Origin of the sequence: Actinomadura fibrosa (genome assembly GCF_900659615.1) — a bacterium.
In the GTDB taxonomy this organism is placed as follows: domain Bacteria; phylum Actinomycetota; class Actinomycetes; order Streptosporangiales; family Streptosporangiaceae; genus Spirillospora; species Spirillospora fibrosa.
Genome location: NZ_CAACUY010000012.1, coordinates 13,046 through 24,291, shown reverse-complemented (window position 1 = coordinate 24,291; position 11,246 = coordinate 13,046). Strand labels below are relative to the sequence as shown.

At 68.7% G+C, this 11,246-nt stretch carries 10 protein-coding genes; 6 read left to right on the top strand and 4 right to left on the bottom strand.

Annotation, left to right across the window (positions count from 1 at the left end; translation table 11 throughout):
• The first annotated feature begins 19 nt into the window (after window positions 1–19).
• Window positions 20–3,892 (top strand): DNA-directed RNA polymerase subunit beta', encoded by a 3,873-nt coding sequence (locus E1300_RS07190; protein ID WP_131756095.1) that lies wholly within the window; start codon window positions 20–22, stop codon window positions 3,890–3,892.
• Between the two features lie 610 nt (window positions 3,893–4,502).
• On the opposite strand, the gene E1300_RS07185 is transcribed toward E1300_RS07190, so the two are convergent.
• Window positions 4,503–4,994: a hypothetical protein gene (locus E1300_RS07185; RefSeq protein ID WP_131756094.1), complete on the bottom strand. Its 492-nt coding sequence runs from the start codon at window positions 4,992–4,994 to the stop codon at window positions 4,503–4,505.
• A gap of 234 nt (window positions 4,995–5,228) precedes the next feature.
• Between E1300_RS07185 and E1300_RS07180 the strand changes: the two genes are divergently transcribed.
• Window positions 5,229–5,465 (top strand): hypothetical protein, encoded by a 237-nt coding sequence (locus E1300_RS07180; protein ID WP_131756093.1) that lies wholly within the window; start codon window positions 5,229–5,231, stop codon window positions 5,463–5,465.
• Between the two features lie 84 nt (window positions 5,466–5,549).
• On the opposite strand, the gene E1300_RS07175 is transcribed toward E1300_RS07180, so the two are convergent.
• Window positions 5,550–5,918: an ATP-binding protein gene (locus tag E1300_RS07175; RefSeq protein WP_207399530.1), complete on the bottom strand. Its 369-nt coding sequence runs from the start codon at window positions 5,916–5,918 to the stop codon at window positions 5,550–5,552.
• Window positions 5,919–6,100: 182 nt separating this feature from the next.
• Here E1300_RS07175 and E1300_RS07170 point away from each other — a divergent pair, with 182 nt between their 5' ends.
• The gene (locus E1300_RS07170; protein ID WP_131756091.1) at window positions 6,101–6,913 is read left to right on the top strand and encodes a helix-turn-helix domain-containing protein; all 813 of its coding nucleotides are present in this window, start codon (window positions 6,101–6,103) and stop codon (window positions 6,911–6,913) included.
• Complete coding sequence (locus tag E1300_RS53690) at window positions 6,904–7,233, top strand: DUF397 domain-containing protein (RefSeq protein WP_131756090.1); 330 nt, start codon at window positions 6,904–6,906, stop codon at window positions 7,231–7,233. The genes E1300_RS07170 and E1300_RS53690 overlap by 10 nt, the downstream gene beginning before the upstream one ends.
• Before the next feature lie 16 nt (window positions 7,234–7,249).
• Here E1300_RS53690 and E1300_RS07160 read toward each other — a convergent pair whose 3' ends face one another.
• On the bottom strand, window positions 7,250–8,344 hold the full coding sequence (locus E1300_RS07160; protein WP_131756089.1) for a hypothetical protein: 1,095 nt from the start codon (window positions 8,342–8,344) through the stop codon (window positions 7,250–7,252).
• 188 nt (window positions 8,345–8,532) lie between these two features.
• On the opposite strand from E1300_RS07160, the gene E1300_RS07155 reads away from it, so the two are divergent.
• Window positions 8,533–9,615: a methyltransferase domain-containing protein gene (locus E1300_RS07155; protein WP_131756088.1), complete on the top strand. Its 1,083-nt coding sequence runs from the start codon at window positions 8,533–8,535 to the stop codon at window positions 9,613–9,615.
• 12 nt (window positions 9,616–9,627) lie between these two features.
• Here E1300_RS07155 and E1300_RS07150 read toward each other — a convergent pair whose 3' ends face one another.
• Window positions 9,628–10,110, bottom strand: coding sequence for an Lrp/AsnC family transcriptional regulator (locus E1300_RS07150; RefSeq protein WP_131756087.1), 483 nt, complete (start codon window positions 10,108–10,110; stop codon window positions 9,628–9,630).
• Window positions 10,111–10,222: 112 nt separating this feature from the next.
• Here E1300_RS07150 and E1300_RS07145 point away from each other — a divergent pair, with 112 nt between their 5' ends.
• The gene (locus tag E1300_RS07145; RefSeq protein ID WP_131756086.1) at window positions 10,223–11,203 is read left to right on the top strand and encodes an aldo/keto reductase; all 981 of its coding nucleotides are present in this window, start codon (window positions 10,223–10,225) and stop codon (window positions 11,201–11,203) included.
• Window positions 11,204–11,246 lie beyond the last annotated feature (43 nt).

Below are 11,246 nucleotides of genomic sequence, written 5' to 3'. Positions count from 1 at the left end.
CAACTCAAGGGGAAAACAGTTGCTTGACGTCAACTTCTTCGACGAGCTACGCATCGGCCTGGCGACCGCTGACGACATCCGCCAGTGGTCGCACGGCGAGGTCAAGAAGCCGGAGACGATCAACTACCGGACCCTCAAGCCGGAGAAGGACGGGCTCTTCTGCGAGAAGATCTTCGGTCCGACCCGGGACTGGGAGTGCTACTGCGGCAAGTACAAGCGCGTCCGGTTCAAGGGCATCATCTGTGAGCGCTGCGGCGTCGAGGTGACCCGTGCCAAGGTGCGCCGCGAGCGGATGGGCCACATCGAGCTGGCCGCGCCGGTCACGCACATCTGGTACTTCAAGGGCGTCCCCTCGCGCCTCGGCTACCTGCTGGACCTGGCCCCGAAGGATCTCGAGAAGATCATCTACTTCGCGGCCTACATGATCACCAGCGTGGACGCGGAGCGGCGCGACCGCGACCTGCCCACGCTGGAGGCCCACATCTCCGTGGAGCGCCAGCAGATCGAGCAGGCCCGCGACGCGCAGGTCGAGGCCCGCCAGCAGAAGCTGGAGGGCGACCTCGCGGAGCTGGAGGAGGCCGGCGCGAAGGCCGACCAGAAGCGCAAGGTGCGCGACGGTGCCGAGCGGGAGATGAAGCAGCTGCGCGACCGCGCGCAGCGCGAGCTCGACCGCCTCGACGAGGTCTGGAGCCGCTTCAAGAACCTCAAGGTCCAGGACCTGGAGGGCGACGAGCTGCTCTACCGCGAGATGCGCGACCGGTTCGGCAAGTACTTCGAGGGCGGCATGGGCGCCGCGGCCATCCAGGCCCGGCTCCAGAACTTCGACCTCGACGCCGAGGCCGAGAAGCTGCGCGACATCATCCGCACCGGCAAGGGCCAGAAGAAGGCCCGCGCCCTCAAGCGGCTGAAGGTCGTCTCGGCGTTCCTCAACACCCGCAACAGCCCGCTGGGCATGGTGCTGGACTGCATCCCGGTGATCCCGCCGGACCTGCGTCCGATGGTGCAGCTCGACGGCGGCCGTTTCGCGACGTCCGACCTGAACGACCTGTACCGCCGCGTGATCAACCGGAACAACCGGCTCAAGCGGCTGCTCGACCTCGGCGCGCCCGAGATCATCGTCAACAACGAGAAGCGGATGCTGCAGGAGGCCGTCGACGCGCTGTTCGACAACGGCCGCCGCGGCCGCCCGGTCACCGGGCCGGGCAACCGTCCGCTGAAGTCGCTGTCCGACATGCTCAAGGGCAAGCAGGGCCGGTTCCGCCAGAACCTGCTCGGCAAGCGCGTCGACTACTCGGGCCGCTCGGTCATCGTCGTCGGCCCGCAGCTCAAGCTGCACCAGTGCGGCCTGCCCAAGCAGATGGCGCTGGAGCTGTTCAAGCCGTTCGTCATGAAGCGGCTGGTCGACCTCAACCACGCGCAGAACATCAAGTCCGCCAAGCGGATGGTCGAGCGGGCCCGCCCGGTCGTGTGGGACGTGCTGGAAGAGGTCATCACCGAGCACCCGGTGCTGCTGAACCGCGCTCCGACCCTGCACCGGCTCGGCATCCAGGCGTTCGAGCCGCAGCTGGTCGAGGGCAAGGCCATCCAGATCCACCCGCTCGTCTGCACCGCGTTCAACGCGGACTTCGACGGCGACCAGATGGCCGTGCACCTGCCGCTGTCCGCCGAGGCCCAGGCCGAGGCGCGCATCCTGATGCTGTCGACCAACAACATCCTGAAGCCGTCGGACGGCAAGCCCGTCACCATGCCCACCCAGGACATGGTCATCGGCCTGTACTGGCTGACGACGCAGAAGGACGGGGCCGTCGGCGAGGGCCGCGCGTTCGGCGGCATCGCCGAGGGCATCATGGCCTACGACCGCGGTGAGCTGAGCCTCCAGGCCAAGATCAGCATCCGGCTCAAGGACGTCCCGCCGCCGCGCGGCTGGCAGGCGCCCGAGGGCTACGAGCCCGGCCAGCCGTACCGGCTGGAGACCACGCTCGGCCGCGCCCTGTTCAACGAGACGCTGCCGGACGACTTCCCGTTCGTCAACGACGAGATCGGGAAGAAGCAGCTCTCGGCGATCGTCAACGAGCTGGCGGAGACCTACCCGAAGGTGGCCGTCGCCAACGCGCTCGACGCGCTGAAGAGCACCGGTTTCCACTGGGCGACCCGCTCCGGCGTCACCATCTCGATCGACGACGTCATCACGCCGCCCAACAAGCAGGAGATCCTGGCCGGCTACGAGGCGCGCGCCGACAAGGTGCAGCGGGAGTTCAACCGCGGCCTGATCACCGACGACGAGCGCAAGCAGGAGCTCATCGGCATCTGGAACAACGCCACCGCGGACGTCGCGGTGGACATGGAGAAGGCGTTCCCGAAGGCCAACCCGATCTGGATGATGATCCAGTCGGGTGCCCGCGGCAACCCGCTCCAGCTCCGCCAGATCGCCGGCATGCGCGGCCTGGTCTCCAACCCCAAGGGCGAGACCATCCCGCGTCCGATCAAGTCGTCCTTCCGCGAAGGGCTCTCCGTCGTCGAGTACTTCATCTCGACGCACGGCGCCCGGAAGGGCCTGGCCGACACCGCGCTGCGCACCGCCGACTCGGGTTACCTGACCCGGCGCCTGGTGGACGTCGCGCAGGACGTCATCGTCCGCGAGGAGGACTGCGGCACCGACCGCACGATCCCCTTCGAGGTCGCCGAGCGCGCGGCCGACGGCTCCCTGGTCAAGCTGGCCACCACCGAGACCAGCCTGGTCGGCCGCACGATCGCCGAGGACGTCGAGGTCGACGGCACGGTGATCTTCCCGGCCGACACGGACCTGTCGGACGCCGTGGTGTCCCGCCTGGTCGAGGCCGGGGTGGAGCGGGTCCGCACCCGCAGCGCCCTGGTCTGCGAGGCCAAGATCGGTGTCTGCGCCGCCTGCTACGGCCGCTCGCTGGCCACCGGCAAGCGGGTGGACGTCGGCGAGGCCGTCGGCATCATCGCCGCGCAGTCCATCGGCGAGCCCGGCACGCAGCTCACCATGCGGACCTTCCACACCGGCGGTGTGGCCGGTGGCGACATCACGCACGGTCTGCCGCGCGTCCAGGAGCTGTTCGAGGCCCGCATCCCCAAGGGCGTCGCCCCGATCAGCGAGGTCGCCGGCCGCGTCAAGATCGACGAGACGGAGAAGGCCCGCAAGGTCGTCATCGTCCCGGACGACGGCTCCGACGAGATCGCCTACCCGGTGCCGATGCGCTCCCGCCTCCTGGTCAAGGAGGGCGAGCACGTCGACGTCGGCCAGCAGCTCATCGCGGGCGCGATCAACCCGCACGAGGTGCTGCGCATCCTCGGCCCCCGCGCCGTGCAGCTCCACCTGGTCCACGAGGTCCAGGAGGTCTACCGGTCGCAGGGCGTGTCGATCCACGACAAGCACATCGAGATCATCGTCCGCCAGATGCTGAAGCGGGTGAACATCCTCGAGTCCGGCGACACCGAGCTGCTGCCGGGCGACCTCGTGGAGCGTCCGATCTTCGAGGAGACGAACCGGAACGTCGTGGCCGAGGGCGGCGTCCCCGCCGCCGGCCGCCCCGTCCTGATGGGCATCACCAAGGCCTCGCTCGCGACCGAGTCGTGGCTGTCGGCGGCGTCCTTCCAGGAGACGACCCGGGTCCTCACCGAGGCCGCGATGCACGCCAAGAGCGACCCGCTGCTGGGCCTCAAGGAGAACGTCATCATCGGCAAGCTCATCCCGGCCGGTACCGGCATGCCGCAGTACCGCAACGTCCGGGTCGAGCCGACCGAGGAGGCGAAGGCGGCGGTCTACTCCGTCGGCTCCTACGACGACGGCGCCGAGTACGCCTTCGGCCAGGGCTCCGGCGAGGCCGTCCCGCTGGAGGAGTACGACTTCGGCCAGTACAACCGCTAACCCAAGGCTCGCCCAGGCGACCCCGAAGTAGCCGAAAGGCCCCTTCCCCCCGGAAGGGGCCTTTCGCATTCCCAGCCACACGAACCCTGCCACGACCAGGACCCGCGGCTGTTAGCGTCGTCGACAAAGACGCAGGTGAAGCCCGACCTCTGGGCGAGCCGCGATCGATGATTCGGGCGGAAGGCGACATATGAGCGGCGAGCACTCCAGGCTGGTGATCAGCGACGAGGACCGGCGAAGCAAGGAGTACCAAGCGGCGGCTTCAGCCTGGGACGGCGGCACACACGCCCAGCGGGACACCGGCGCCCCCGGCGACCCGCAGCGCTTGGCCAGCGCGCGCGAACCGGCCGCTACCACCGACTAGGAGCTCCTGAGCGTGGGCAAGGCTGTCCAACCGTCCCCGAAGCGCTGACCGCGCTCATCGAGGGCACGTCGCGGCTCGCCACCGGCGCTGCGGGTTGGGCTGCTCCGGCTGGTAGAGGCAGTGGCCGCCGAGGCCGCCCATGAGGCGGAAGCCGCCTCCGGGGAGCAGTGGAACGCCTGCTCCCGCTGTCCAGCACGAAGGGCTTCCCTCCCAATTGCTGGGAGGGAAGCCCTTCGTGGGTTCGGGTCAGGCGATGAAGGTCTTTTTGTTGCAGGTGGAGTCCAGGAGGCCCTCCTTGGTGCTCAGGCACACCTTGAGGACCACCTTGGAGCCGTCCTTCACCTTGACGACCTTGGTCTTCACGTTGCGGCTCTTACCGCTCTTGTTCTCCATCGAGGCGATGATCAGGTCCGGCCCCTTGCGGACCTTGGTGAGCTCGATCCACACCCACTTGCCGTCGTCGCCCTGGTTGTCGCGGACGCCGATCACGGACTTGTTCTTCGGCTGCGCGCCGTTCCCGTCGTGCCAGAACAGGCCCGTCCCGCCCTTGATGCCCTTGTCCTTGGTGCTGACGGACCCGGTGGTACCGCGCGCCAGGACGCCGATGTCCGCGGAGGCGCTCGCCGCGCGGGCCGCGGTGCCGGGCGCACCGGCGTCCGCGTGCGCGGGGGCGGCCAGGGCCGGTGCGCTGAGGGCCATCGAACCGATCAGAGCCGACAGGGCCAGTGTCTTCCTCACGCTGTTCCGCCTTCCGGTCACTGGTGATCGCCGCAGTCAAGCCCACGCCGCACGCGCCGCGACAGGCGCCAGGGGGCCATCTGCCGCGTAGTGCCGTGGGGCCACGCCGCGACCGCGCACACCGCTTTACCTGGGCGTTTGCCGGTTTTCTTGACCTTTGAGGCAGTTTTGCCGCTCGCTGCCCCGGGGATGGGTGGGTTGCTGGCTAACCTGCACATCGGGGGAAGGAATCACATGAAGAAGGTCATCACCGCAACCGCGATCGCCGCGGCCGCCGCGCTCGGAGGGGTCGGCAGTGCCAGCGCCGCCCAGCCGACGCACAGCGCCCGCCAGGACTGCCGCACCTACTCCAGCACGCGGGTGTGCGGCCAGCCCAAGCTCAACGACAAGCAGCGCGCATGCGCCACGAAGATGGTCCAGCAGGGGATGACCCAGCGCCGCGCCGAAGTGGAGTGCCTCACCTTCTACTGACCGGCGCCCGAAGCCCGACAAGGGGCCGCTTCCCACAGGGGAAGGCGGCCCCTCGGCCTGTCCAGAGGTCGGCCCCTCGGGTTCCTACCGGTCGCACTTGGCCCAGACGATCTTTCCGCCTTCGAGCAGCGGCCGCGTGCCCCAGTCGCGGACGAGCGCCGACATCAGCAGCAGCCCGCGTCCCGAGGTGGCCGTGAGATCCGAGTCCTGGACGACGGGCACGCCCTCGCCTTGATCCCACACTTCGAGCATGGGGAGGCCGTCCCGCTCGTCCAGGAACACCTGGACGACGACCAGTCCGCGACCGTGCTTGACGGCGTTCGTCACCAACTCGGTGATGACGAGCCGGCCGATGTAGTCATCGGCGATCCCCCACGCGCGGAACCGCTCACTGAGGAACCCGCGAGCCAACCCCGGCGCCCGATCCGACGGATCGAGCACCAGAACCGGCATCCCAGACACAAGCGCAGCACCAGCCATCGACGACCTCCCCGTCGTTGTCGGATTCCGCTGCCATTGAGCCACCGTGTAAGTACCGTGTGTAACCAAGCTCGCGCTTCGTGAGGCAACTGGCAGGGCGCGCTCCCGACCGCTTTGGTGTTGGTTGAGTCCGGCTCGCGAGGGAGGATGAGGGTATGGCTCCACAGCGGAGGCGCGGGACGGTCTCGCCCACGCTGCTCGCCTTCGGCCGCAGATTCCGTCGGTTCAGAGAAGCCAAGGGGCTGAGCCAGGAGGCTCTGGGCCGCCGGGCCAATGGAGGACAAGGCGTCAAGCCGCAGTACATCGGGGCTGTCGAGAACGGGCGTACCCGCTGCACTCGCGAGTTCGCAGCCACGATGGATCACGCGCTAGACGCGAATGGCGAGTTCCTCAGCCTGTACGACGATCTGGTCATGGACGCGACCTTCCCCACCTGGTTCGACTGGCACACGGTCGAGCCGGAGGCCGTCATGCTGCAGTCGTACCAGCCGCTCCTTATCCACGGGCTCCTCCAAACGCCCGCCTACGCGACCGCCATTCTCAAGGCGAAGGACGCCGTCGAGGCCCGGCTCAACCGCCAGGCCGTCCTGGTCAGGGAGAGCCCGCCTCCTCCGAACTTCTCCGTACTGCAGGACGAGGTGTCCTTGTACCGGTTGACCGGGGACGCCGACGTCATGCGCGAGCAGTTGGAGCATGTGATCCATGTGGGAGAACAAGGCATCGCGACCGTCCAGGTGGTGCCTAGCAGGGGCGAGCACCTCGGCAACAGCGGCGCTTTCAACATCGCTACCCTGGCCGACAGAACCGAGATCGCCTATGCGGACATGGCCGCGCGCGGCATGACCATCAGCGATCCGGACGACATCGCGACCATCGACAGGACACTGATCGCGGTCCGGTCGCTGGCCCTACCTGTGGATCAGTCGCTCGAGGTGATTCGTAAGGTGGTACGAGAACGATGGACCTGAACAGTCTCGCGTGGCGTAAGAGCGGTCGCAGCACGAACAACGGCGGTCACTGCGTCGAGGTGGCTCCCGTGCCCGGCATTGTCTGGCGTAAGAGCAGCCGTAGCACCAACAACGGCGGGGACTGCGTTGAGGTGGCTTCCGTGTCCGGGGCTGAGTGGCGCAAATCGAGTTACACCACTGCCAATGGTGGTGACTGTGTTGAGGTGGCTTCGGTTTCGGACGCGGTGGCGGTTCGGGACAGTAAGGATCCGCAGGGGCCTGCGCTGCTTGTGAGTCGCGGGGAGTTTCGTCGGTTCGCTGAGGTCCTGAAGGGGCTGTAGCCGATCGATGTCCTGGTCAGCCGTTCGTCATGACCAGGGTGCCCAGCTTGCTGGTGCCGGTGGCCCAGAGCGCGGAGCCGTTCGGGGCGACGCTGAGGGCCGTCAGGTCGGCGTTCCAGGTGCCGGGGGACTGGGGGACTTGGACGCGGGTCCAGGTGCCCGCGGCGTCCAGGTGCAGGAGGGCTGGCGCGCCTTCGGTGTCGGCGGCCTTGCCTGAGGCGTAGGCGCCGCCTTGGCCGTCGGGCGCCAGGGCCGAGAGGGTCGCTACGCCAGTGGGGACGGCGGTGTTGTGCCAGGTCGAGCCGTCCCAGTGGGCGAGCAGGGGTGTCCGGGACGGGCCGGACTGGCCGACGGCCCAGACGCTCTCCGGCCCTAGGGGAAGGATGTCCAGGGTCTCGGCCGTGTCGGGCCAGGCGGTGACCGGGCGTTCGACCCAGGTCGTGCCGTTCCACTGGGCGGCGTTGGGGTAGTAGGTCCAGCCGGACGGTTCCCAGTGGCCGTGGGTGCCCGCGATCCACGTCGCGCCGGACGGGCTGGTCCGGACCCGGGCTATGCGGAACTCGTGATCGGGGTCGGTCGGGTAGGTGCTCGTCCACGTGCCGTTGCTCAGGCGGTACACGAAGCCGAGCGAGTAGGAGACCCACACTTCGCCGGGACGGGCGTCCACCGAGGACGTGCCGGCGGACGCGTCGCTGCTGCCCGGGATGGGCACTGACGTCCAGGATGTGCCGTTCCAGCGCAGGATCCAGTTGTGGGAGAGGCCGTTGGCGTCGGAGTAGCGCCCTGTGGCCCAGGCGTCGTTGGCGGAGGTCGCCGCGACCGCGTCCAGAGAGGCTTGATTGAGCCCGTTGGGGAGGGTGTAGCCGCGCCAGCCGGAGCCCGTCCAGCGCTGCATGACCGGAAGCGGGTAGTCGAAAACCGTTGAGCCTACGTGGTAGTAGGTGCCGACGACCCACGCGTCCGTGGACGATACGGCGGCCACGTCCGACAGCGTTCCGCCGGGGACGAACGGCGAGGCGACCGAATGCCAGGTCGTGTCCGCGTGCGCCTGCGGCGTCAGGGAGAGTGCCGAGACGAGAAGAACGGTGCCCGTGAGACTGCGTCGCTTCATGATGCCAGTCTTCACTGGCATGGTCGCCGACGTCTTGTCACCGGCGGACAAATCCGCGCGAAGGCGTGCTCCATGGCCTCCCCGACACGGTCGAGTAGACCCTCCTGAGAGACATGTGCGGAGGCTGCCTGCATCGGCACAGTGGGCAAGAGTGACGGCGCCCAGGGAACGCGAACGAGGAGGAAGCCTTGACTGAGTGGCGCGAGGTCTTCCGGAGGGTTCCGCGGAGGCTTTTCGCGCCCTCAGTGGTGTGGGCCGACCTTGGTCCGGGGCCCTGGGCCTGTGTCGACCGCGAGGCCGACCCTGGCCGGTGGGAAGAGGTCGTCGAGCTGGACCAGCCCGTGGTCATCCAGTTCGAGGACGGCGAGGCCGAAGGCGAAGGGTTGCCCACCTCGTCTCTGTCGATGCCCACCATGGTCGCCGAGTTCCTCGATCGGCTGGATCCGCTGCCGCATGACCGTGTGCTGGAGATCGGCACCGGTTCCGGCTGGACCGCCGCTGTGCTGTCGTCACTGCCGGGCGTCGAGGTGACCTCGATCGAGGTCGATCCGGGGATCGCGGCCGAGGCGGCGCGGCGGCTGGAGGCGGCCGGGTTCCGTCCCCGGCTCGTTGTCGGTGACGGGGAGGGCGGCTGGCCGCAGGGCGCACCCTACGACCGGGTACATGTGATGTGCGCCGCTCCGTACGTCCCCTATCCGTGGATCGAGCAGACGCGCCCGGGAGGCGTGATCGTGCTTCCCTACTCACCCGGCTTCGGCTGCGGGACGATCCTCCGGCTTGAGGTCCTGCCGGATGGAACGGCTCTGGGGGCATTCTCCGGAGCCGCCGACTACATGATGTTGCGCGCCCACCGTCCAGCCAGGTCGAGGCCGAGCGCATGGGCCGCAGCAGGTGCGCCGACCAGAGCGTCCGAAACCGGATTCGATCCGCGCGTGATCCGCTACGCCCCCATCAGCTCCGACCTCGTGATCGCCGCGCTCGTTCCAGGCGTGGTCTCCGCGTTCTTCGACGACACCGAGCCGACCGGCGAGGTGACGTTGTGGGTGCTCGCCTCGGAGGGGCCGGGAGGGCCGTGGGCATCGGTCGACTACGCCCCCGGGCGCCAGGCCTACGACGTGGAGCAGGGCGGGGACCGTTCTCTATGGGACGAGGTCCAAGCCGCCTACTTCCGCTGGGTCGGACTGGGACGGCCTGACATCTCCCGCTTCGGGCTGACCGTCACCCCTCAAAGGCAGAAGGTCTGGCTGGACGACCCCGGCAACGAGCTCTGAGCCGCGACGACGTCAATCAAGGGGCAGGGGGCGGCGGGGCACGGGGGACGACTGGAGGAGGGACGTCGTCGTCCGGGCGTAGGGGGTGAAGCGGTCGAGGATGGGTTCGAGCTCGTCCACGGTGCGGAGGCGGGCGATGAAGTAGAAGCAGTCGTCTCCGGTCATGCGATGGCACTCGACGATCTGCGGGACCTCGTCGGCGATCTTCGGGATGCGGCTCAGCTCGCGCGGGTTGGGGCTGACCCGGACCATGACCGTGATCGGGAAGCCGAGCGCCGCGGGGTCCACCTCGGCGCGGTAGCCGGTGATGACGCCGGTGTCCTCCAGGCGCTGGACGCGTTCGGCCACGGCGGGTGCGGACAGGGCGACGCGGCGTCCCAGCTCGGCGAGCGTCACGCGGGCGTCCCGCTGGAGTTCGCCGAGGATGCGTCGGTCGACGTCGTCGAGCGGCTTGGGTTCGTAGGCGCGGCCCGGTCTGCCCCTTCGGTTCGCCATTCCCTCACGGTACGGACCGGCCGAAGATTCGACCACGCGGATTCCGGGGGCCGGGTGAAGGCTCCGCGGGGCCGGGGTGCACGGTGGTGTGCGGATGAGAAGGAGGCTCGATATGGAACAGGTGCGGCTCGGGACGACGGGGACGAAGGTCTCGCGGATCTGCCTCGGCATGATGAGCTATGGCGATCCGGCTGACCGGGAGTGGTTCCTCGACGAGGAAACGGGAGAGCCGATCGTCCGGCGGGCCGTCGAGGCCGGAGTGACGTTCTTCGACACCGCCGACATGTACTCGACGGGCGTGAGCGAGGAGATCACCGGACGGCTGCTGAAGCGGTTCTTCGAGCGGCGGGACGACTACGTCCTGGCGACCAAGGTGTTCTTCCCCATGGGGCCCGGACCGAATGACGGGGGCCTGTCGCGCAAGCACATCATGGCGGGCATCGACGCGTCCCTGCGACGGCTCGACACCGATCACGTGGACCTGTACCAGATCCACCGGTGGGACTACGACACGCCCATCGAGGAGACCATGGAGGCCCTGCACGATGTGGTGAAGGCGGGTAAGGCCCGCTACATCGGGGCGTCCAGCATGTTCGCGTGGCAGTTCGCCAAGGCCCAGCACGTGGCCGAGGTGAACGGCTGGACGAAGTTCGTGACGATGCAGAACCACTACAACCTTGTCTACCGGGAGGAGGAGCGGGAGATGATCCCGCTCTGCCTCGACCAGGGCGTGGGCTGCATCCCGTGGAGTCCGCTGGCGCGCGGGCTGCTCGCGGGCAACCGCGAGCGGGGTGGCGAACGCAACACCGTCCGGGCCGGCAGCGACGCGTACGCCGACGCGCTCTACGAGGAGTCCGACTTCGACGTGGTGGACGCCGTGCGCGAGGTCGCCGCGGAGCGCGGCGTGGCCCCGGCACAGGTCGCCCTGGCGTGGCTGCTCGGGAAGCCCGGGGTGACGGCGCCGATTGTGGGCGCGACGAAACTCCCCCACATCGAGGACGCGATCGCCGCCGCGGACCTCACGCTGGACGACAAGGAGGTCGAGCGGCTGGAGGCGCCGTACCGGCCGCATCCGGTCTCCGGGCATTCCTGACATACCTCGGCAGATCGGCGCCCTCGGACCGGAACGGCCCGAG

What these genes read in the sequence shown, in the direction of transcription:
- E1300_RS07145 (WP_131756086.1), top strand. Translation starts at nt 10,223, where the DNA reads ATGGAACAGGTGCGGCTCGGGACGACGGGGACGAAGGTCTCGCGGATC.
- E1300_RS07180 (WP_131756093.1), top strand. Translation starts at nt 5,229, where the DNA reads ATGAAGAAGGTCATCACCGCAACCGCGATCGCCGCGGCCGCCGCGCTC.
- E1300_RS07170 (WP_131756091.1), top strand. Translation starts at nt 6,101, where the DNA reads ATGGCTCCACAGCGGAGGCGCGGGACGGTCTCGCCCACGCTGCTCGCC.
- E1300_RS07160 (WP_131756089.1), bottom strand. Translation starts at nt 8,344, where the DNA reads ATGAAGCGACGCAGTCTCACGGGCACCGTTCTTCTCGTCTCGGCACTC.
- E1300_RS07175 (WP_207399530.1), bottom strand. Translation starts at nt 5,918, where the DNA reads ATGCCGGTTCTGGTGCTCGATCCGTCGGATCGGGCGCCGGGGTTGGCT.
- E1300_RS53690 (WP_131756090.1), top strand. Translation starts at nt 6,904, where the DNA reads ATGGACCTGAACAGTCTCGCGTGGCGTAAGAGCGGTCGCAGCACGAAC.
- E1300_RS07150 (WP_131756087.1), bottom strand. Translation starts at nt 10,110, where the DNA reads ATGGCGAACCGAAGGGGCAGACCGGGCCGCGCCTACGAACCCAAGCCG.